At 57.8% G+C, this 20,626-nt stretch carries 19 protein-coding genes and 1 tRNA gene; 15 read left to right on the forward strand and 5 right to left on the reverse strand.

Annotated features, from left to right (window positions below):
• Positions 1-276 precede the first annotated feature (276 nt).
• Positions 277-2,313, forward strand: a complete 2,037-nt coding sequence (locus tag FIV05_RS23865) for an ASKHA domain-containing protein (RefSeq protein ID WP_152511231.1) — start codon at positions 277-279, stop codon at positions 2,311-2,313.
• A gap of 54 nt (positions 2,314-2,367) precedes the next feature.
• On the opposite strand, the gene FIV05_RS23870 is transcribed toward FIV05_RS23865, so the two are convergent.
• Positions 2,368-3,240 carry a DUF1194 domain-containing protein gene (locus FIV05_RS23870; RefSeq protein WP_286202228.1) on the reverse strand — a complete coding sequence of 291 codons (873 nt, stop codon included), beginning with the start codon at positions 3,238-3,240 and terminating at the stop codon, positions 2,368-2,370.
• A 111-nt stretch (positions 3,241-3,351) separates the two neighbouring features.
• On the opposite strand from FIV05_RS23870, the gene FIV05_RS23875 reads away from it, so the two are divergent.
• The 6 genes from FIV05_RS23875 (at position 3,352) to FIV05_RS23895 (ending at position 7,562) form a co-directional block, all read left to right on the forward strand.
• The gene (locus FIV05_RS23875; protein ID WP_152511233.1) at positions 3,352-4,173 is read left to right on the forward strand and encodes an enoyl-CoA hydratase; all 822 of its coding nucleotides are present in this window, start codon (positions 3,352-3,354) and stop codon (positions 4,171-4,173) included.
• Between the two features lie 35 nt (positions 4,174-4,208).
• Positions 4,209-4,661, forward strand: coding sequence for a DUF3052 family protein (locus FIV05_RS23880; protein ID WP_152511234.1), 453 nt, complete (start codon positions 4,209-4,211; stop codon positions 4,659-4,661).
• A 117-nt stretch (positions 4,662-4,778) separates the two neighbouring features.
• The gene (locus FIV05_RS23885) at positions 4,779-5,309 is read left to right on the forward strand and encodes a CoA-binding protein (protein WP_152511235.1); all 531 of its coding nucleotides are present in this window, start codon (positions 4,779-4,781) and stop codon (positions 5,307-5,309) included.
• Between the two features lie 104 nt (positions 5,310-5,413).
• Positions 5,414-5,599, forward strand: a complete 186-nt coding sequence (locus FIV05_RS23890; protein WP_152511236.1) for a hypothetical protein — start codon at positions 5,414-5,416, stop codon at positions 5,597-5,599.
• Between the two features lie 397 nt (positions 5,600-5,996).
• The gene (locus tag FIV05_RS31940) at positions 5,997-6,122 is read left to right on the forward strand and encodes a hypothetical protein (protein WP_023003851.1); all 126 of its coding nucleotides are present in this window, start codon (positions 5,997-5,999) and stop codon (positions 6,120-6,122) included.
• A 159-nt stretch (positions 6,123-6,281) separates the two neighbouring features.
• A complete protein-coding gene (locus FIV05_RS23895; RefSeq protein ID WP_023003850.1) occupies positions 6,282-7,562 on the forward strand; it encodes an O-acetylhomoserine aminocarboxypropyltransferase in 1,281 nt (426 codons plus the stop codon).
• A 177-nt stretch (positions 7,563-7,739) separates the two neighbouring features.
• Here FIV05_RS23895 and FIV05_RS23900 read toward each other — a convergent pair whose 3' ends face one another.
• A complete protein-coding gene (locus FIV05_RS23900; protein ID WP_075281493.1) occupies positions 7,740-8,834 on the reverse strand; it encodes a COX15/CtaA family protein in 1,095 nt (364 codons plus the stop codon).
• A gap of 150 nt (positions 8,835-8,984) precedes the next feature.
• On the opposite strand from FIV05_RS23900, the gene FIV05_RS23905 reads away from it, so the two are divergent.
• Positions 8,985-9,200 (forward strand): DUF2842 domain-containing protein, encoded by a 216-nt coding sequence (locus FIV05_RS23905; protein WP_023003848.1) that lies wholly within the window; start codon positions 8,985-8,987, stop codon positions 9,198-9,200.
• Here the strand turns inward: FIV05_RS23905 and FIV05_RS23910 are convergent.
• Complete coding sequence (locus FIV05_RS23910) at positions 9,160-10,254, reverse strand: polysaccharide deacetylase family protein (RefSeq protein ID WP_209009773.1); 1,095 nt, start codon at positions 10,252-10,254, stop codon at positions 9,160-9,162. The genes FIV05_RS23905 and FIV05_RS23910 overlap by 41 nt on opposite strands.
• Positions 10,255-10,459: 205 nt before the next feature.
• On the opposite strand from FIV05_RS23910, the gene FIV05_RS23915 reads away from it, so the two are divergent.
• Positions 10,460-11,629, forward strand: coding sequence for a GNAT family N-acetyltransferase (locus FIV05_RS23915; RefSeq protein ID WP_152511238.1), 1,170 nt, complete (start codon positions 10,460-10,462; stop codon positions 11,627-11,629).
• 33 nt (positions 11,630-11,662) lie between these two features.
• Here FIV05_RS23915 and FIV05_RS23920 read toward each other — a convergent pair whose 3' ends face one another.
• Positions 11,663-14,131, reverse strand: a complete 2,469-nt coding sequence (locus tag FIV05_RS23920) for an exopolysaccharide transport family protein (RefSeq protein WP_152511239.1) — start codon at positions 14,129-14,131, stop codon at positions 11,663-11,665.
• Between the two features lie 197 nt (positions 14,132-14,328).
• On the opposite strand from FIV05_RS23920, the gene FIV05_RS23925 reads away from it, so the two are divergent.
• From FIV05_RS23925 to FIV05_RS23945, 5 genes are all read left to right on the forward strand, one after another.
• Entirely contained in the window at positions 14,329-14,886 is a 558-nt protein-coding gene (locus tag FIV05_RS23925; RefSeq protein WP_152511240.1) for a polysaccharide biosynthesis/export family protein, read from the forward strand.
• Between the two features lie 106 nt (positions 14,887-14,992).
• Complete coding sequence (locus FIV05_RS23930) at positions 14,993-16,222, forward strand: glycosyltransferase family 4 protein (RefSeq protein ID WP_286202229.1); 1,230 nt, start codon at positions 14,993-14,995, stop codon at positions 16,220-16,222.
• Positions 16,222-17,829 carry an undecaprenyl-phosphate glucose phosphotransferase gene (locus FIV05_RS23935; protein ID WP_152511241.1) on the forward strand — a complete coding sequence of 536 codons (1,608 nt, stop codon included), beginning with the start codon at positions 16,222-16,224 and terminating at the stop codon, positions 17,827-17,829. The genes FIV05_RS23930 and FIV05_RS23935 overlap by 1 nt, the downstream gene beginning before the upstream one ends.
• Positions 17,826-19,094 carry an O-antigen ligase family protein gene (locus FIV05_RS23940; protein WP_152511242.1) on the forward strand — a complete coding sequence of 423 codons (1,269 nt, stop codon included), beginning with the start codon at positions 17,826-17,828 and terminating at the stop codon, positions 19,092-19,094. The genes FIV05_RS23935 and FIV05_RS23940 overlap by 4 nt, the downstream gene beginning before the upstream one ends.
• A 79-nt stretch (positions 19,095-19,173) precedes the next feature.
• Positions 19,174-19,250: transfer RNA gene (locus FIV05_RS23945), tRNA-Pro, on the forward strand.
• A gap of 494 nt (positions 19,251-19,744) precedes the next feature.
• Here the strand turns inward: FIV05_RS23945 and FIV05_RS32085 are convergent.
• The gene (locus tag FIV05_RS32085) at positions 19,745-19,906 is read right to left on the reverse strand and encodes an integrase core domain-containing protein (protein ID WP_152511243.1); all 162 of its coding nucleotides are present in this window, start codon (positions 19,904-19,906) and stop codon (positions 19,745-19,747) included.
• Between the two features lie 43 nt (positions 19,907-19,949).
• Between FIV05_RS32085 and FIV05_RS23955 the strand changes: the two genes are divergently transcribed.
• On the forward strand, positions 19,950-20,621 hold the full coding sequence (locus tag FIV05_RS23955) for a hypothetical protein (RefSeq protein WP_152511244.1): 672 nt from the start codon (positions 19,950-19,952) through the stop codon (positions 20,619-20,621).
• The last annotated feature ends 5 nt before the right edge of the window (positions 20,622-20,626 follow it).

Genomic DNA, 20,626 nt, shown 5'->3' on the forward strand with positions numbered 1-20,626 from the left:
CAGATGTCATAACAAGTTTGCGGTTCTCTCCCCTTCCGCAAACAGGGTGGCTTTTCACCAGTTTCAGGATGGAATCTCCACCCCAATCCCCTCCCTTTAATAGGGAGGGGTTTTGCGTGTCGAGGGGCACGTTTCAAATCGCGGGATCCGCGTCATTTTCACGATGGCTCCGGCTTTCGCAGTTTAGAAAAAAACTCCCTCCTCCTTGTGGGTGAAGGGTCAAGGGTGGGCTTAGTCCCCGTAGTGTTTCAAAACCGGTAGTGGCAGATCGCAGACATGACCGAGACCGTCAAACAAGCCAAAGTCGTTTTCCAACCCAGTGGGCGCCGTGGAACCTTTCCCGTCGGCACGCCCCTGCTCGACGCTGCCCGCTCGCTCGGTGTCTATGTGGAGTCGGTATGTGGCGGGCGCGGCATTTGCGGGCGCTGCCAGATTTCCATTTCGGAAGGCACGTTCGCCAAGGAAAACCTGACCAGCGCAGCTGAAAACCTGGAAGGGGCCACCGAAGCGGAAACCCGCTACGCGACCTTGCGCAAACTGCCCGCCGACCGGCGCCTTTCCTGTCAGGCAAAAATCCTGGGCGACCTGGTCATCGATGTCCCGACCGATGCCCAGACCAACCGTCAGGTCGTGCGCAAGCGCGCGGAAGCCCGCAACATCGAGGCCGACAGCGCGGTCTCGCTGATAACTGTCTCGATTGCCGAGCCGGACATGGAAACGCCACGCGGCGATATCGACCGGCTGCGAGAGGCGCTGATAGCCGAGACCGGTATCGCCGACCTGACAATCGACCCGGTGCTGCTGCCGCGGGTCCAGACGATCCTGCGCAAGGGCAATTGGCAGGTAACCGCGGCAATATACGAAGACAGAGGCGTGCTGCCGACACTCGTGGCGCTCTGGCCCGGAGAAAAACCTGCCGTCTACGGCCTTGCCGTCGACATTGGCTCCACCACCATCGCAGCCCACCTTTGCAACCTACAGAACGGGCGTACAGTCTCGTCCGCAGGCACCTCCAACCCGCAGATCCGCTTTGGCGAGGATCTGATGTCGCGGGTGTCCTATGTCCAGATGAACCCGTCCAAGCTGCCGGATCTGACAAAGGCCGTGCGCGATGCCATCAACGCGCTGATCGGCAAACTGGTCGGCGATGTCGGCGCAGAACGCACGGATGTGCTTGATGCGACCTTTGTCGGCAACCCGGTCATGCATCATCTGTTCCTCGGTATCGACCCAGTGGAACTGGGCGGCGCTCCCTTCGCGCTCGCGGCCTCCGACGCCATGGTTTTGAACGCGCGCGATCTGGACCTGGAACTGAACCCGGGCGCACGTGTCTACATGCTGCCCTGCATCGCCGGCCATGTGGGTGCCGATGCAGCTGCAGCAACGCTTGCAGAAAGCCCTTACAAGCTCGACGAGATAACGCTGCTTGTCGATGTCGGTACCAATGCGGAAATCGTGCTGGGTAACCGGAACCGGCTGTTGGCAGCGTCCTCTCCGACCGGCCCTGCGTTCGAAGGCGCTGAGATCTCGTCCGGCCAGCGCGCGGCACCAGGCGCCATCGAGCGCATCCGCATCAACAAGGAAACACTTGAGCCTCGCTTCAAGGTGATTGGCGTCGACGAATGGTCGGATGAAGAAGGCTTTGCCGAAAAGGTCGACACTGTCGGCGTTACCGGCATTTGTGGCTCCGGCATCATCGAGGCCGTTGCCGAGATGTATCTGGCGGGCCTCATCACGGAAGACGGTGTTATCGACGGCTCGATGGCGGAACGGACATCGCGCGTCAAATCCACCGGCCGGACCTTCTCCTATCTGATTGCTGACGACGGGATCGAAATATCGATCCTGCAGACCGACATTCGCGCGATCCAGCTCGCCAAGGGTGCGCTTTACGCCGGTGTCAAACTTCTGCAGGACAAGCTCGGCACCTATGATCTGGACCGCATTCGCCTTGCGGGGGCCTTCGGCAGCTACATCGACCCAAAGTACGCGATGATCCTTGGCCTTATTCCGGATTGCCCGCTGGAAGGTGTCTCCGGCGTCGGCAATGCTGCCGGGACAGGCGCCCGGATGGCTTTGCTCAACCGCGGCTACAGGCGCGAGATCGAGCAGACGGTGCGCGATATCGAAAAGATCGAGACCGCTCTGGAACCCAAGTTCCAGGAGCATTTCGTCAATGCGATGGCCTTGCCCAACAAGGTCGATCAGTTCCCCAACCTTCGAGCTGCCGTCGAATTGCCGGTACGCAAGGAGGTTGACGCGGGGTCGGATGCAGCCGGTGGAGAGCGCAGGCGCAGACGCCGCCGAGGCTGACAGTGTTGTTCCTTCGGCTAGCAAGCATGAACGGGCGGCAGATTTGCTCTGCCGCTACTGATCCCAGAAATACTGCTCGCGCATGCGCCGCCAGATCTTTTCTCCTACGAGGCAGTCATATGGCTCTTCGAAGGTGAATTGGGCCGGGATGACTTGCGGCTCGGGCGGCTTGACGCCGCCGATCTCGAGGATCAGCTTGCGACGAACGGCTTCGGGAAACTGTTCCCAGTCGTTTACCGGTATGACGAAGCTGGCGGGCCCACCGATGACGCACCGCTGATAATAGACGTCCAGATCCGGAATGTTGAACTGGAAGCCCATGCCACCAGTTGTCATCAGCGGCAATCCATTGATCACGAGCCCGGCCTCCACGGCGGCATCGCGTGCCTGGACGACAGGTGCCCCCTGGTTGTTGGGACCATCCCCGGAAATGTCGATCACGCGGCGGTCTGCCTTGAAAGGTGCGTCGGCAAGCAAAGCCGTGGCATGCCAGATTGCGCCGGAAATCGAGGTTCGCCGCTGACCGTAGGTGCTGTCCGCCAGAACCTTGTCGGCGAACTCCTGAGCATCTTCCACGCCCTCGATCACCGACCACCCGACAATTTCGCGCGCGTGGCTTTCGTTGGCCCATTCGAACATCATGAGAGCGATCCGGCCGTGAGCCCCGTACCCGATCGCCCGCACCACCTCCGGGCTGGAGATGGCGGCAGCATATCCGCGGCGCTGGATCTGTAGTTCTTCAGGCGACATGGAGCGGGAGACATCGACAGCAAGGACCAGAGCGACATCGACCTGTTCCTGCGCAAGCGCGGGACCGAGAGGTGCCAGCAACAGAGCGACTGCACCTGCAAGTGAGCGGACTTCGGAAAGCCTCCACATGCCGAAAGGATAACCGAAACCGAAAGAACCGCCAGCGACTTGACGCATCGTCAGATAAACCATCTGTGATCGGCGGCAGCCACCAGCCGATCGGACACTTTCGCCGCCCTGCCCGCGTCGGCTATAACATCGGCAAAGCAAATCTTCAGGGAGCGTTCCATGTCTGAAACCGCCGCAAATGACGAGATCCAGAAACCGATGCTCGCAACGCTTCTTCATGAAGGCGTTTACCGGATCGTGATGCAGCGGCCGGAGCGGATGAACGCTCTTTCGAGCGAGATGATGACCGCTCTAGCCGGTGAACTGCAGAAGGCGGCAGAGGATCCTGCAGTGCGTGTTGTTCTGCTCGGTGCGGAAGGCAAGGTCTTCTGCGCTGGCCACGACCTGAAGGAACTAACCGCAGCGCGCGGTGAAGCGGATGGTGGCAAGGCAACCTATGAGCGGATCATGCGCCAGTGTTCGGATCTGATGCAGCAGATTGTGCGCCTGCCCAAGCCGGTGATCGCCGTGGTAACAGGTGTTGCGACCGCAGCCGGTTGCCAACTGGTTGCCTCCTGCGACCTTGCCATCGCTACCGACACGGCCACCTTCTGCACACCGGGCGTCAATATCGGCCTCTTCTGCTCCACACCAATGGTTGCGCTCTCGCGCAATGTTGCTCCTAAACAGGCCATGGAGATGCTTCTGACCGGTGAAAGCATCGACGCATCCACCGCGAAGGATTTCGGCCTGATCAACCGCATCGTCCCGCGTGACTACCTGGAGCAGGTTGTCCAGAAATACGCGGAATCGATCGCCTCCAAGTCTGCCAAGACCGTGAAGATCGGCAAGGAAGCCTTCTACCGTCAGCTGGAAATGCCGTTGTCGGAAGCCTATGATTTCGCGGCACAAACCATGGTCGACAACATGATGGCCCGGGATGCGGAAGAAGGCATCAACGCCTTTCTGCAAAAACGCAAACCCGAATGGACGGACAGCTGATCGGCCCTGCCGTTTGGAGACATCAAGGATAAGACATGCCTGAAGCCGGCTATTCCGGACGTCCGCTGTCCGCAAAACTGGGGCTGAAACCGGGAATGATCTGCTGGCGTCGCCAGGTGCCGGAAGACATATCCGCCTTGCTGCAGACACAAGACCCCGGCGCGGTCATTCTCGCTACACCGGAACCGGGTGTTGAATGCGCTCATGTGTTTGTCACCGAACGGGTGGAACTGGCCGGACAACTGGAAACCCTGCGCGGCCTGCTGGATCCAGACGGCATGATCTGGGTTTCCTGGCCCAAGAAGGCCAGCAAGCTACCGACCGACATCACCGAAGACACCATCCGCGAGCTTTGCCTGCCGATGGGTCTTGTGGACGTAAAGGTTTGTGCCGTTGACGGCATCTGGTCCGGTTTGAAACTGATGATCCGCAAGGAACTCAGGAAAGAACAGGCGGCAAAGCTGGCCGAACACTTTGCTGGCAATTGACCTCGCCCTGCGCGGTTTCACAATTCTTCGAGGCGGACCGGTCTGCGGCAGAAGGCCCCTTGCAGGCAGGTGTCATTTCGCATTGGATAGCGCGACAAATCTGAGGATCTCCATTCCATGAATCACGACACTTATCCGGACGCCTACATCAAGGGTATTCTCGACGAGGTGAAAACCGTCGCCATGATCGGCGCGAGTGCCAACAACGTCCGGCCGTCCTATTTCGTGCTGAAATACCTTTTGTCCAAGGGATACGAGGTTTGGCCCATCAATCCCGGTCAGGCGGGCAAGGAGATCCTGGGACAGAAGGTCTATACCTCGCTCGACGAATTGCCTGCGGCTCCCGACATGATCGACATCTTTCGCAATTCCGAAGCGGCAGGCGTTATCGTCGACGATGTAATTGCCAGCGGCAAGTTGCCCAAGGTCATCTGGATGCAATTGACCGTGCGCCATGACGAAGCAGCAGCAAGAGCAGAAGCTGCAGGTATCAAGATGGTGATGAACCGCTGCCCTAAGATAGAGTATGGTCGACTGTCAGGTGAAATCGGATGGGCAGGTGTTAACTCGCGTACGCTTTCCTCCAAGCGCCCTGCCCTGAAAGCAGGGTTTCAGCATCGCGGGCTTTCTGGGGAAAAAGACAGCTAATTTTCCCCATTGCATCAGCTTCGCACAATGCTCGCCGGATAGCTCGTTAGTCGAGATACCGCCGTCCGGAAGCCCACCGGGCGCCATCAGTAGCGTGAGGCAGCATGACCCAGGACCCGACCCTGTTTACCGCATTTGAGTGGGTTTTCATGGCTATGGCAGCTCTGGTTGCCTTGCTGCTGTTCGCATTCGTGCACAAGGCCGAACACGGATCCCCCTTCGCCCACCGTGACGAGACCTGGGCGCGAGAGCAGGCACAGTCCGGCGAACGGGAACAGAAGGGCGGCTGAACCGAAATCAATGTATACACCCCCACTTCTACCCCTGCGTGTTTCTGCTATACTTCAGGACTTCAGGGATGGGGTTTGATCTGCGTTCAGGCGAATTTGCGCCTTTAACGACAGATACATGGGGGCAATACTAATGATATTCGCGCTCGCGACCGTCGCGTTCGTCGTCTGTATCGCGGTACTGATTCATCTGCAGAAACCATCTGCAAACGGCCCGCGCGCAAGCAGGCGCACGAAAGATGATGCAACCGACGAAAGCTGATAATTTTAAGTTCAATTTATAAGAGCTTTCGCTCAATTTGCTCCGAATGCCGATGAATTTCTTTCCACTTTCTCCATAAGAGATCGTTAACCTTTTGCCTCGCATCCAAGTTTTCAAACCGGGAGGAAGGCCGCTGTGTTTGCAGTCTTCGGAGATACGACCTTTCTGGCATGGAGCCTGCCACTGCTGGCAGCAGCACTGCTGTTCGGTGTCTATTTCGGTGTGAAGCTGGAGAACCGGAAGGACCCTTCCGACCAATAGGCAGACATACCCCACCCTGGCAGGAGGCAAAGGCCGACAATCCTGCCTAACGCTTTGACATACATAATTTCCTTTAGATCACAAAACCGCAAAATCGTTCTTTGACCTGCCCTGCTCCTTCGGTCAAACTGGCCGCCAATCCAACAGGGAGGTCTTTTAATGAGCGAAAATATTCCAGGTTTTTCCACTCTCGCGATTCACGCTGGCGCAGCGCCGGATCCTTCGACAGGCGCGCGGGCGACACCGATTTACCAGACGACATCGTTCGTTTTCGACGATGTCGATCATGCTGCTTCCCTGTTCGGGCTACAGGCCTTCGGCAACATTTACACACGCATCACCAATCCGACGACGGCTGTTCTGGAGGAGCGCGTTGCGGCGCTTGAAGGCGGTACCGCCGCACTTGCGACAGCTTCCGGTCATTCCGCTCAGCTTCTGTGCTTCCACACCTTGATGCAGCCCGGCGACAACATCGTGGCCGCAAACAAGCTCTATGGTGGCTCCATCAACCAGCTGAACCACTCCTTCAAGAGCTTCGGCTGGGGCGTGAAGTGGGCCGACCCTGCGGACATGTCGTCCTTCGAAGCGGCGATTGACGACCGCACGCGCGCGATCTTCATCGAGAGCCTGGCCAATCCCGGCGGAATCGTTGTCGACATCGAGGCGATTGCGGCAATTGCAAAGGCAAAGGGTGTGCCGCTGGTGGTCGATAACACCATGGCAACGCCATACCTGTGCCGGCCGATCGAACACGGTGCTGATATCGTTCTGCACTCGCTGACCAAATTCATGGGCGGTCACGGCAATTCCATGGGTGGCATCATCGTCGACGGCGGCAGCTTCGACTGGTCTGCCAGCGGCAACTATCCGCTGCTGTCCCAGCCCCGGCCGGAATACCAGGGCATCGTCCTGCACGAGACATTCGGCAACTTCGCCTTTGCGATTGCCTGCCGTGTGCTTGGTCTGCGCGACCTCGGACCGGCCATCTCGCCCTTCAACGCTTTCATGATCCTGACCGGCATCGAAACCCTGCCGCTGCGCATGCAGCGTCATTCGGACAATGCCAAGAAAGTCGCGCTTCACCTGGCGGCCCACGACAAGGTCAAATGGGTGTCCTACGCAGCCCTGCCGGAAGACAAGCACCACGCCCTGCAACAGAAATACATGCCAAAAGGCGCCGGTGCCGTGTTCACTTTCGGCGTTGAAGGCGGTTATGACACAGGTGTCGCCCTGGTGAGCAAGGTGGAACTGTTCTCGCACCTGGCCAACATCGGTGACACGCGCAGTCTGATCATCCATCCAGCGTCCACCACACACCGCCAGCTTTCGGATGAACAGAAGACCGCGGCCGGCGCGGGCCCGGATGTGGTGCGTATTTCGGTCGGCCTGGAAGATGTCGATGACATCATCGCCGATCTCGATCAGGCCCTTTCCGGATAAGAGGCTCCAGCAGAACAAACGAAAAGCCCGCCGATTGGCGGGCTTTTTTGCCTGTACACTCGATCAGGCCCCGAGGCCGTAAGCGCAGCGGAAATCCAAGACTGGAGCGCCGCAGCGTTCGGAGCAAAGTGCTTCCACGCGGCTGTCCGTTTCCCCAACACGTGAGATTGCCGAAGCCTAGCTGCGAATGGCGAAGGGCCCTTTCAGCATGGCCACATAGTCAACCGCAGCCGCCAGAACAATAACCGCGAAGCCCTGATGCACCAGAGCGATGGACAGCGGCACGTGCCACAGCAACGTCAGAATGCCGAAGATCGCCTGCAGCAACAGGAAGCCCCCGACATGGGCGCCTGCCCGGCGCAGCTCCTTGCGCCGGCTTACGCGGAAGGTACTCCAGGCCAGCGCCACACCGGTGAACACCAGCACATAGGCTGTCATGCGATGCTGGAATTGAACCGTCATCACGTTTTCAAAGAAATTCAGCCAGATAGGCTGGATGGCAAGCATGCCGCGCGGAATGAACTGGCCATCCATGAGTGGCCATGTGTTGAAGGTCAATCCGGCGTTCAGCCCGGCGACGAGACCTCCCAGGAACATCTGAACAAAGACAAGGAAAAGAACCAGTTTGCCCAGCCCTGCGAGCCGCTCCTGTTCCTGAATTTCGGGTTCGGGCAAGGGGCTCAGCCGCCGGGCAATCCAGAAAAGATAGGCAAAAATGAATAGTGCGAGCGTCAGGTGTGTGGCCAGCCGGTACTGACTGACATCCACCCTGTCCACCAGACCGGAAGCCACCATCCACCAGCCGACAAAGCCCTGCAAACCGCCAAGTGCCAGGCCGACAAGCAATCTCGGCTTCAGCCAGGGCTCTATCCTGCCGGTTGCCCAGAACGCCACCATGGGAACAAAAAACGCAACACCAATGAAGCGCCCCAGCAGCCGGTGCGCCCATTCCCACCAGAAGATGAACTTGAACTCGTCAAGGCTCATGCCTTTGTTGATGAGCTGATATTCCGGAATCTGGCGATATTTTTCCAGCTCCTCTTCCCACTCGGCTTCGCTGAGCGGCGGAATGACGCCGTGGATGGGTTTCCACTCGGTGATAGACAGACCGGATTCGGTCAGACGCGTCGCTCCGCCGACGACGACCATGGCCAGGATCAGCGCACAAACGAAGTAGAGCCACCACCGGATCAGGGCCCTGTTCTGTCGCAATCTCTGCAATTTGGCCGGAAGCATCTGTTCGTTCTTCACACCTTCTGCAATCGCAATCATGACCCGCTTCCGGAAATTCTTATCGTGAGTTTGACCTTTGGCTTGCGGAGATATAGGTGCAGGAGCAAGACGGCAAGCGGTCCGGGACGTTTTGCGGCAAAAGGTCCCTCATCGCGCGGATTCACACACGGTCAACGGACACGCCCCACAATGGTTCCCTCGTTTCGCAAGTTTATCGGCATGGTGCTGCTGGTTGTTTTTGTGGTGGTCTACGCCCTCACCGCTATGGTGATCGGCGACCTGACATTGCAGCAGTCCTCAAACCTGGTCCGCTTCATCTACTTCGGCATCGCAGGTCTGGCCTGGGTCATCCCGGCAGGCGCGATTATCTGGTGGATGGAAAGAGGCGGGAAAAGCCGGACCTGACACCAAACCCGTTGGCAGCCCACCGGGCAACCCGGTAAAGCGCAAAGGGCGCCCCCGTCAGGTACTGATCGACGACAGCCGGGTCTTGAAACCGGCCGTTCAGGGAGACGCGTGGCAGCATCATCGGGTCGCGCGCATTGACGGATTGAAGCACACCGGGAAGCGTCGTCACAGACGAGGCGAAGCCGATCTCCCGCAAGATATCCGCATCGCGCGGTGTAACCGCGTGTGATTTTCCATACGGATAGGCAAAGTGCTTCGGCCTGCGGCCGAGTTCTTTCTCCAGCCGCTCAAGGCCCCTGGTCACATCTTCACAGGCGGCATCTGCGTTCAACCGCGCCATGGCGAAATGATCGTGGGTGTGGGCACCGATGGTAACCAGCGGATCACCAGCCAGTTGGCGGGTCTCGTCCCACGTCATCATCTGCCCGTCCGCCAGGGCTTTCAGGTCGACGCCGTATCTTTCAGCAAGCGCCCGGATGATCTTGCGCTGATCTCCTTCGCCAACCTCCAGTGTCAGATGATCGACGATCTTTTCGAAACACGCGTTTTTTTCTGCAAGTGTTATGCACGGGATGCCGGCTGAATTGCCTGCTGCAGTAAAGACCACTTCATCGTTGTCTGCGATGATCTTCTCAAGGGCCAGCCACCACAGTTCGCTGGTCCGGTCGATCAGCCCGGTTGTGACGAACACGGTGAAAGGAGCTTCCAGTTCCTTCAATATCGGATAGGCGACAGACAGATTGTCCCGGTACCCGTCATCGAAGGTCAGAACTGCATAGCGGCGGTGCCCGTAACCGGACTTGAGCAGGTCAACGGCTTCATCCATCGATATGATTTCATAGCCGTTTGCCCTAATCCGCTCGACCGCAAGCTTCAGAAATTCGGGCGTGATTTCCAGGTGACGGTTCGGCTGGAAAGCATCGGAGCGTGCGGACCGGACATGGTGCATCATAAACACGGCACCACAGCCCTGGGTAAACGGTGCCAGCATACGGCCGAGCCCCGTTCCCTTAAGTACACTGAATGCGCGTGTTACCGTCTTGTGCCGCATGCCCATGTGGCCGAAATGCCCACCTTGCTAGAATGTGCCAGTTAGGCACGGTTTCTTTAACAATTATTGCTAAATCTATCGAGACTTAGCTTGATCTGCCAGCGCGACGTCCTGTCTGTCCTTCATGTTCGTTCAAAATGGTTTATCCGATTTTCAATAACCGTTTCAGCCTGTCTTTCACGCGCCATGGCGCGAGGTGAGCACCGTGTCCTCAACAGACCTTGAATTGTCCATATTCACGAGGCTTAGCGAAGCACAGGCTGACTGGCAACAACTAAAGGATGTGCTGCACAGTAATCCATACCAGTCTCCTGCCTGGCTTTGCAGCTGGTTCGAGACAGTCGGCCAGAGCCTGAATTGCACGCCGGTGATAGTTGTCGGACGGCGTCGCGGTCAGGCGGTTTTTCTGCTGCCACTGCAACTTGAACGGTCTGCTGGAATCTCTGCGCTGACGTTTCTCGGCCACCAGAATGGCAACCAGAATACGGGCCTCTGGCATGCAGATTTCTACCGAGATGCCGCCGCAGCCGAGATGAAAAGCCACCTGTCAGCCGTCTGCAAACAGGTCGGAGCTGATCTCCTCAAGCTTGAGAACGTTCCGGAGACCTGGCTAGGGCGCGACCATCCGCTGGTATTCAAAGGAGCGACGTCAAGCCCGAGCCCTGTTTTCGCACGCGCCCTGCCCTCCGATTTCGGACAGTTGTTCAACGACACACACAGCAAATCCGCACGCAAGAACCTGCTTCGCAAGGAACGGCATCTTCAGGCAGCCGGTGACTACACGATTACCAAAGCCGCCTCCCCTGTCGACAGGCAACGTGGCTTTAATGCCTTTCTTGAACAACGCTCAATCAGGGCAAAGGAAGCGGGCATTCCGAATGTTTTTTCGGCGCCCCCAGCGAAGACGTTCCTGTCCTGCGTGCTTGGCCTGGATGCAGCGGGCAGCGCTCAGGATCACGGCGCTCATCCCCTGGATCTCTGGTACCTGGAAACGGGAGACCAGATCAGGGCCACCTATCTGTGCGCCCAGCATGGCAAGACGCTTTATGCCTACAGCAACAGCGTTGCTCATGACGACATGCTGCCCAACAGTCCAGGTCTGGTCCTGATCAAGGAAATCATCGAACGAGCGTGCGGTGATCCGACCATCGACACACTGGACCTCGGCCTTGGCGAGGAACGCTACAAGACCACGTGGGCGGAACCAGTGCCTTTGAAGGACAGCCTTTTGGCGATGACCTGGAAAGGGGCTCTGCGCATGCGCCTGGAAGCAGCAAGACTGAAAGCCAAAACCCACATCCGCAATTCATCGATGCTGTGGCCGCTGATCCGGCGTTTGCGCAAGATGAAAGCGGGTTTCGCCGGCAACAGTTAGACAGTTGGTGACCAACTGTCGCCAACATCTTCCTCAGGCGGCGTGCCCGTCGCCGTTTCTACGCGGCCCCGGTCCGGTTCCACCAGAAATCACGACTTCGACCTTCGCGCCGGTGTTATGTGCCAGAAGATTGGCCGCACTTTGCAGTTCGTGGCCGTGATCAGGAGCGGAAGCCGCAATCAGAACCCTGTCCGCAAAACTCAACATACGGGCACTCGCCAGCGACCCATCGATGGCGCCAAGATCGACAACGACGGTTTCATAGGTCGACTTGATTGCTTCAAGAGCGAGCTTGAAACGTTCCGAGTTTACCATTTCGTCCGTGATCTCAACCCGCCCGGCCTCAATGATATGCGCCTTTGATCCTGCATCACGATAGACCACCTTGGCGAAAGGCGCCGTTCCAGCGACAATGTCGGAGAACCCTTCGGCCCCCTTCAGGTTGGTCTGATCGGGAAAGACTTCCATGATGAGAGAAGACTTGCCACGCCCGGCCGCCTTCCGGATCAGGTCGAAAGCGAGTTCGTGAGACAGGGCCTCATCATCGACGCTGAGCACGACGACGCGCCCCGCCGCTTCAACGTCGTCCGCGTGCGTTGTCTTGAGCTGCTCTTCCCGCTTTGCTTGTCTGCTTGTCTTGCTGGCTGAAACCACAGGAACAGGAGCGACTTCCGCACCTGGAACCTCTGCTTCGGTTTCCTTCGAACCCCGCATGTCCCCCACCCGGTCCGGGCTGACATCGTGATCGTAGCCAGTCTTCATTTTTCGACCACGAAGCTTGCCGGACAGGATCCCGATGCGTCCCTTTGGCCGCTGTGTCTTTTCCAAGGCCTGGGGTTGGGGTTCCGGGGGCTGCTCAGGAACCGTTTCTTCGGCAGGCTCATCAATGCTAGCGGCTGTTTCAGGGACGCTTGGTTCTGCGTCGCGATGCGTGTCGGTTTTGCTCCACTCGCCAGGATCGATCCTGTAGCTGGCAACGGTCTGACCGTAGCCGCCACCCCAGCCTGGGTTTTCAGCCCGCACGGTATCCTGAGGACCTGACTGCGGCCGCTCATCCATGCGCGGTGCGACGCGCTGCCCTTCGGACGAACCATCCTGCATCCGGTAGAGCGCATTGCCGTTCAGAAATTCGCGCATGAGCACAAAGGCACATCCGAGAATAAAAGTAACAAGCGCAGCAATGATGGTGCTGGCAATGATTTTGGGCGAATCCGGTTCTACCGGCACGCTGGAACGGGAGATGATCCTGGCATCGGCAGGCAGAACCTGTGCACGCAAGCGGGAATCAGCTTCCTGGAAACTCAGCAGAAGCTGGTCAAGTTGCGCCGCCTTTGCATTGGCTTCGCGCTCCAGTTCCGCGAGCCTTGCCTGATCGGCGTTGGATTTTGCCGCAGCCGTCTTCAGCTCCTCAAGGCGTGCCCCAAGTGCTTTTGCGCGCTGGTCTTGCACCTTCGCATCGTTTTCCAGCCCCTGCAGGATCTTGCGTGCTTCCGATCGGATTTGCCGGTCGTAATCACCAAGCTGAGATTGAAGCGCCTTCAGTTGCGGGTGGTTGGGCAACAGTGTGATTGAGAGTTCTGCAATATTGGACTGAATTTCGACCTGACGCTCCCGCAGACGCTGAATGAGCGCGGAATTCAGCACATCGCTCGCAGTCTCGAGAGAACCGCCTGAATTCAGCAACTCGCGAATGAGGTCGGCTTTGGCCTGCGCCTCGGCCTTGGAGGACTGGGCGTCGGAGTAAGCGGTACTCGTTTCGGCAAGTTGCTGCTGGTTGAGCGGGATGTTGTCGGCACCGATCAAAAGGTCTGCCCGGGCGCGAAAATCCGATACCGCCTGCCGGGCTGCCTGAACTTCCCGGCGCAATTCGACAATCTGAGGCTCCAGCGCAGCAGAGGCCTGCTCGGTCGTCTGCCGTTTTGCGCTGGATTGAACCGACAGATACTCATCAACAATCGTATTGGCGACCTTGGCCGCCAGAACCGGACTTTCGGCGGTGTAGTCGACCGCGATCACGCGGGATCCCTCCAACCGGTAGATTTCCAGATTCTCGTAGTAATGCTTGAGGACCCGTTCTTCCTCGCTATTGCCATCGGTCTCGTTTCCGAACCCGACCAGAGACAGCAGGAGGTTGACGAGGCTGCCATCGTCTTTCGCATCGAACTCCGGTATCGCAGCAAGGTTGAGCTTGTTCGCGACTCGACGTGCCAGATCAGCGGACTTGAGCAGTTGCACCTGGCTGACAACACCTTCGCTGTCGAGCAGCGCTCGCTCTTCTTCCTGCCCTCGCGATGCACCGGGCAGATTGTCCGTGCTCTCGATGATGAGGCGCGCTTCGCCCTTGTATTTGGGCGCTACGAACTGGAGCCCCAGAAAGACGACAACGGTGACGAAGAGCGTGAGTGGCACAAGCCAGCCCAGGGATCGCCCGATCGTCCGCAACAGACCACCCAGATCCAGCGCCATATCGTCTTCGGAATGTGTCTGCCGCTCAGCATTCATCTTTTGAAACTCCAAAATACCGGCAAACTATGTCGAATTATGGTAAGCGTTCGGTTAAGCTGGTTACAGTCTCCGGGGACGCCCTGTTAATTAATGCATGCGCAAATTTGACAGGGTGCCGGACAGGTCTTTTTTCCTCTTCACCCTCAATTAACCATAAAGCGCGATCCTGTCTCCGAATTGTAGGAGAGTCGTTGATGCGAACGAGAGCGCTTGTTGTCCTGGGCTTGTGCCTGGGCCTTGCTGCATGCAGCGGGTACAGACAGCCGCCGACAGCGTTTCACGAAACACTGACCCAGCCTTATCGCTTGGACTCAAGCGATAGGCTGCGCATTATCGTGTTCGGCCAGGATGACCTGTCCAATACTTATGTCGTTGATCAAGCAGGATATATTTCCTTCCCGCTGGTCGGCAGCGTCGCTGCGCGCGGCAAGACGCAGCAAGGCCTGGCATCCGAAATTTCGGCCAAGCTGCGTCAGGGCTATATCCGCGATCCGGACGTCTCGGTGGAGGTCGATACCTATCGTCCGATCTTCGTCATGGGTGAAGTGCAAAATGCAGGCCAATATAATTACGTTGCCGGCATGACCGTTCAAAACGCCATCGCAACAGCAGGCGGATTCAGTTCGCGGGCGCTGCAGTCAGATGTGGATATCACCCGACAGCTCAACGGTGAAATTCTAAACGGCCGTGTGCCCATTTCGGACCCGGTGCGTCCCGGTGATACAATTTACGTCCGTGAGCGTTTTTTTTAGGGTCCCGCCAAGTTAACTGTGGACTCACCTCCCTTTGTTAGGGTGCAGTTTCAGTGCCCCACAGGTTCGATAAGAGACCTGGGGGTGGCAACAGGGATACTGCATCATGACAACGACCCCCATGCGGATCGTGCATTGCGTGCGCTCGCCCATTGGCGGCATTTTTCGCCATATCCGGGATCTGGCCATCTGCCAGTCGGAAGCGGGACACGATGTCGGCCTCGTATGTGACAGCAACACGGGCAGTGCTTTCGACAATCAGCTTCTTGAAGAGCTGAAACCGAGGCTAGCTCTTGGTATTGCACGCTTTCCCATGCAACGTCAGCTGACCGTACAGGATCTGACGGCAACTGTTTCCCTATACAAGCACATCCGGGACCTGAAACCCGACATCCTGCATGGACACGGGGCAAAAGGTGGCGCTTATGCGCGCCTGATCGGCAGCGTTCTGCGCTTGCGCGGCCAGAAAGCCGCCCGCGTCTATTGCCCCCATGGCGGCAGTCTGCACTATGATCCCAATCGCTTCGAAGGCCGGGTCTACCACACGCTGGAACGGCTCCTTGGCCGCCTGACCGACGGGCTGATCTTTGTGTCCGACTATGAAGCCGCAGCCTACGAAAGCAAGGTCGGTCACACGAAAGCCCGGTCGCGCATTGTCTACAACGGGCTGACACCAGACGAATTCACCCCCGTTCCGGTGGATGAAGCAGCCGCCGATTTCCTCTATATCGGAATGCTGCGAGACCTGAAGGGACCGGACCTTTTCATTGAAGCGCTTTACAACATTCGCCTGAAGAACGGCACTGCGCCCAAGGCTCACATCGTTGGTGAAGGCCCGGACGAAGAGCGGTATCGGAACATGGTGAGGAAGCTGGGGCTCGACGGCGCAATCACGTTCCATGGCGCCCTTCCCGCTCGGGAAGCTTTCAAGCTCGCCAGGAATGTCGTTGTTCCCTCACGCGCCGAAGCCATGCCCTATATCATCCTGGAGACCGTGGCAGCAGAACGTCCGCTGATCGCAACACGGGTCGGCGGCATTCCGGAAATATTTGGCCGCTATGCCAATCGGCTGGTGGAACCAGGCCATATCGGCAAACTGACCACAGCCATGGAAGAAGCACTTGCGGATCCCGCCAAGATGGCTCAACAGGCAAAAAACCTGCGCAGCTGCCTTGCAGAGACTTTCTCGGTCGACCTCATGAACGACAGAATCACCACCCTCTACCAGGAAATCCAGGGCATCACCCCGACCGATAGCTCGACACCGGCCCAAGCTGATAGTGTCTCAGCCGTGCCGCGTGCGCAGACCGTTCTTGCCAGATCGAGCAACCGATAATGAATACCCCATTTTTAAAACCCTCTGATGCGGCCGAACCGAAGCCTGTTCAAGGCGGGACATCCGGTTTGGGGCACAGATTGGAAAAGCATTTCAGACATACCGTTCATGGCGCGACCGGCCAAAGCAACGTCGAGGTTCTGTCCGCAGCCAACACCAGCCTTTCGGCCGATGCCTTTGAAATTGCTCAAGGCTTAGGTGGCAAGGGCGTTTCCGTCACCGTTCTCACCGGCATGGTGCGTCTTACGGACGTACTTCTAATCGCTGGAACGGCTCTGTTCGCGGTCTTTACCAGTCCCGAAGCGGCTGGTTTCGGACTTGGCAACCTGTTTGTCACTGGCGCCGCCATCCTGTTTGCGCTCGCCTTTTTTCAGGCCGCCGACGTCTATCAGGTTCCGGTCATGCGCCAGGGTCTGTCGCAGATCGGACGGGTTGCCGCCGGCTGGACGCTCGTGTTCGCCATGTTCGCGCTTCTGCGCACCACAACAGGCATCGGCACGGAACTGTCAGATGCCTGGATCGGCGCCTGGTTCGCGATAAGCCTGACCGGCCTTTGCCTGTCACGCTTCATTGTCTATCGACTGGTGCGTCACTGGATGAAATCCGGTCGCCTGGAACGGCGCGCGATCATCGTCGGCGGCGGCACGGCCGCCCAGGAGCTGATCCACGACCTGGAAGCCCAGGCGGACAACGACATCCGCATTTGCGGTATTTTCGATGACCGGAACAACGAACGTTCGCCACCAGTGGTGGCCGGTTATCCGAAGCTCGGCAACATCAGCGCGCTGGTCGAATTCGCCCGCCTGGCACGCATCGACATGCTCATTGTGTGCATTCCCCTGCGCGCAGAGCAAAGGGTGCTGGAGCTTTTGAAAAAACTCTGGGTTCTGCCGGTCGACATCCGGCTTTCTGCCCACACCGACAAGGTACGCTTTCGTAACCGCGGATCGAGCTTCATCGGTACGGTTCCATTTGTCGACGTGGTCGAAAAGCCGATAGCCGATTGGGACATGGTCGCAAAGCGGATCTTCGACCTTGTCTTCGCTTCGCTCGCCATCATCACGCTGCTGCCGGTCATGATCGCCGCTGCCATCGCCGTGAAGCTGGACAGCAAGGGGCCGATCCTGTTCAGGCAGAAACGCTACGGCTTCAACAACGAGATCATCGAAGTTCTGAAATTCCGGTCCATGTACACGGAAATGGCCGATCCGGACGCCAAGAAGGTGGTGACCAAGGGCGATCCCCGCGTGACCAGGGTCGGACGTTTCATCCGCAAGACTTCGATCGATGAATTACCGCAGCTTTTCAACGTTCTCGGCGGCAGCCTGTCGCTCGTCGGACCTCGCCCGCATGCCGTCAACGCCCATACCAACAACAAGACCTGGGACGACGTCGTTGACGGTTACTTCGCGCGGCACAAGGTCAAGCCGGGCGTGACCGGCTATGCGCAGATCAACGGCTGGCGCGGTGAAGTCGATACACCGGAAAAGATCCAGAAGCGCGTGGAGTGCGATGTCTACTACATCGAGAACTGGTCGATCCTGTTCGACCTGAAAATCCTGATCCAGACGCCCTTCCGGTTGCTCAATACGGAGAACGCTTATTGAGCCTTGCGACCGACCATTTTGGCGGCACGCCTCATGCGCGCGCGCCTATCGGTCTTCAGGCCAGGAGCCTGGGCAACGCCGCACTGTGGCTTGCAGCCTTTCTGTCCGGGTTCGTAATCGAGGAGCCGGCGCCTTACGAACTCTACATGGCGCTGCTTTCGGTCGTCTGGCTTGCCTGCGGCCTGAAACTTCGCCGTGAATTCGGTCCGCTGATCATCTGTCTGATGCTTTACATTGCAGGCGGCGTCGCCTCCATTCCCATGGCCAAGGAGATGGGCGATGCCATCATGTACATTGCCGTTTCCGGCTTTCTGGCAATCACGGCAATCTTCTATGCCGCCATTATCGCGGAAGACCCCGGCAGGTTCAGGGTCATCCAGAGCGGCTATATCGCCAGCGCCGTGCTCGTGGCTGCCATAGGCATCGCCGGTTACTTTCAGCTTTTCCCCGGCGCGTCCTATTTCACACTCTACGATCGAGCCCGCGGCACCTTCCAGGACCCCAACGTGTTCGGTCCGTTCCTGGTGCTGCCGACGGTGCTTCTGATCCAGAAGCTGCTCCGGCAATCGGTGTTGCGTAACCTGCACCTTTTGGTGCCGCTTGCCGTCCTGCTGCTTGGCGTCTTCCTGAGTTTTTCACGCGGTGCCTGGGGTGTCCTGTCGGCATCGGTGCTGCTCGTCTATTTCCTGGCGCTCGTCACAGAAAAAGCCGGGGCCCGCCGGGCGCGCCTGGTGCTTCTTGGCGTAATCGGCATCCTTGCCGTCTTCGCCCTGATCGGTGCGGCGCTTTCGGTCGATACGGTCGCCGACATGTTCGCAGAACGGGCAAAGCTCGTACAATCCTACGACGGTGCCCGCCTTGGCCGCTTCGCCCGCTACTCGCTCGGCTTTCAGCTGGTGATGGAACACCCGCTCGGACTCGGCCCGCTGGAGTTCAACAAGTATTTCCCGGAAGACGAACACAACGTCTATCTGAAAGGCTACACGACCTACGGCTGGCTCGGCGGCTCGATCTACATTCTGATGGCGCTATGGACGTTCTGCGCGCTGGTGCCGCTCCTGTTCAAAGCCCGCCCGTGGACCGCCTTCACCCAATCCGTCTTCGCGGTGTTTACCGCGCATCTTATCCTGTCGGTGATCATCGACACCGACCACTGGCGGCACATGTATATGCTGTACGGCTTGGCCTGGGGCCTGATTGCCGCTGAAAAGCTCGGCCATGGCCGCCCTGCACGACCGGTTCCCGCCTTCCCTTACCGCAAGTAACAGATGTCTGGAAAAGCCTCCAAAGAAGCGCAACAACCTGCTTGCGCTTGGCATGCGAACAAGCTAGGTAGGGTCCGTTCGGGCAGTAGCGCAGCCTGGTAGCGCACTTCACTGGGGGTGAAGGGGTCGTCGGTTCAAATCCGGCCTGCCCGACCAAACATTTCAATGACTTACGGCTTTTTTAGAATTCCGAGCGCTCATTTATCGCTCAGAAACTACGCTGTAGGCCCCGGCGCTGAGAAACGGATTCGCTCGATCGTGACGGCAACCATTCTCGCGTTTACCGTCACAGCGCACACAGCCACCCCAAAAGATCCAAGCAAACTTCCTCTAGAGTTTCGAGACAGCAAGCCGCTGGACCTGACACAATTCCAGACGCTGAATTGAACGCTTGACGAAACACCCCTGCCCCGCCATTTCGACAGGATGGTGAGGCAGCACCCACCGGCGAACATCAAACAAATCACGATTTCCGAGTCCCCGAGCTTTGCAGCGGCGTACAGGTGCACTTCCCCGCGCTGCGCGAACATGACTGTTTTGGATCTAGATTCGTTCGATGATCGAGAAGTGATCTGAGACCCGATCTTCTTCCACTTCAGCGCGGAGTCCTTTGGTTGATTTTTGGCCTCATGCGGCCCGTGATTGCAAAGTCATTTTCGATGCGAATTCGTAGGCGTGAGATTGCCCAGGGATAAATGGGGTCTGTTGCGGTTGTAGTCTTCCTTCCATGCGGTGATTTGGGATCCGGCTTCGGCGAGGGCAACAAATGCGCGGAATGCCGGTTCATTGCACGCTCCGTCTTGCCAACACAACGCGGTGCGCTAAAGTTGTGCTTTCGCTGGGGAGCGCAACCAAATGGAAAGCCGAGACAAGCCTCTTTTTTTTGTTCTTTGCATCATCGCCGTTTTGCTGGCGGTTCAGATTTTTTTGTTCAATCCACCAATAGCAATCGAATTTAAGACCGGGGCGGAGTGCGAACAGGACGGTTGGCAGTGCGTCGCATACAGATGGCAAACGCTCATAGGCGGCTCTTTTGCGATATTCGCTGCGGCAATTGCCTGGACAAGCCTTGAAATTCAAAACATCAGAGCGGCAAAACAATCGCGTGAAGCAAGAACCAGACGACTTCGTCGAACCTTGATGGACATGGAGTATCTGCGAGATACTGCAAACAACATTCACAAATGCTTCCTGGCCATTTGTCCCAACGACGCAGGGCCATTCAATCTCACTCACAAAAGCATTGGGAATTGCCGCCAAAACCCCCTCCCAATGCCAAGACATCACGAAATAGGAATGGCAGCTAGCTGTAAGCACATGCTTGATACTGTGAATACAGTCCTCACACAGTTCAGACAATCGACTATAAAAATGGTCGAAGATGAAAAACACCCGGCACAGCTACCGCCTAAAGAACTCGACTATATTGTTCGAGGCGCCTTCATCTCTGCGATACAACTTGAACACTTTATTGAAGATCTCGAACGAGACATAAAAATGCTTAAAACGGAAATCCAAATAAGCTAGGCTGC

The organism is Labrenzia sp. THAF191a (assembly GCF_009363335.1).
In the GTDB taxonomy this organism is placed as follows: Bacteria; Pseudomonadota; Alphaproteobacteria; order Rhizobiales; family Stappiaceae; genus Roseibium; species Roseibium algicola.

Excerpts from the sequence above, each read along its gene's own strand:
- FIV05_RS23865 (WP_152511231.1), top strand. The coding sequence starts at position 277 with ATGACCGAGACCGTCAAACAAGCCAAAGTCGTTTTCCAACCCAGTGGG.
- FIV05_RS23870 (WP_286202228.1), bottom strand. The coding sequence starts at position 3,240 with ATGCGTCAAGTCGCTGGCGGTTCTTTCGGTTTCGGTTATCCTTTCGGC.
- FIV05_RS23875 (WP_152511233.1), top strand. The coding sequence starts at position 3,352 with ATGTCTGAAACCGCCGCAAATGACGAGATCCAGAAACCGATGCTCGCA.
- FIV05_RS23880 (WP_152511234.1), top strand. The coding sequence starts at position 4,209 with ATGCCTGAAGCCGGCTATTCCGGACGTCCGCTGTCCGCAAAACTGGGG.
- FIV05_RS23885 (WP_152511235.1), top strand. The coding sequence starts at position 4,779 with ATGAATCACGACACTTATCCGGACGCCTACATCAAGGGTATTCTCGAC.
- FIV05_RS23890 (WP_152511236.1), top strand. The coding sequence starts at position 5,414 with ATGACCCAGGACCCGACCCTGTTTACCGCATTTGAGTGGGTTTTCATG.
- FIV05_RS23895 (WP_023003850.1), top strand. The coding sequence starts at position 6,282 with ATGAGCGAAAATATTCCAGGTTTTTCCACTCTCGCGATTCACGCTGGC.
- FIV05_RS23900 (WP_075281493.1), bottom strand. The coding sequence starts at position 8,834 with ATGATTGCGATTGCAGAAGGTGTGAAGAACGAACAGATGCTTCCGGCC.
- FIV05_RS23905 (WP_023003848.1), top strand. The coding sequence starts at position 8,985 with ATGGTTCCCTCGTTTCGCAAGTTTATCGGCATGGTGCTGCTGGTTGTT.
- FIV05_RS23910 (WP_209009773.1), bottom strand. The coding sequence starts at position 10,254 with ATGCGGCACAAGACGGTAACACGCGCATTCAGTGTACTTAAGGGAACG.
- FIV05_RS23920 (WP_152511239.1), bottom strand. The coding sequence starts at position 14,131 with ATGAATGCTGAGCGGCAGACACATTCCGAAGACGATATGGCGCTGGAT.
- FIV05_RS23925 (WP_152511240.1), top strand. The coding sequence starts at position 14,329 with ATGCGAACGAGAGCGCTTGTTGTCCTGGGCTTGTGCCTGGGCCTTGCT.
- FIV05_RS23930 (WP_286202229.1), top strand. The coding sequence starts at position 14,993 with ATGACAACGACCCCCATGCGGATCGTGCATTGCGTGCGCTCGCCCATT.
- FIV05_RS23935 (WP_152511241.1), top strand. The coding sequence starts at position 16,222 with ATGAATACCCCATTTTTAAAACCCTCTGATGCGGCCGAACCGAAGCCT.
- FIV05_RS23955 (WP_152511244.1), top strand. The coding sequence starts at position 19,950 with ATGGAAAGCCGAGACAAGCCTCTTTTTTTTGTTCTTTGCATCATCGCC.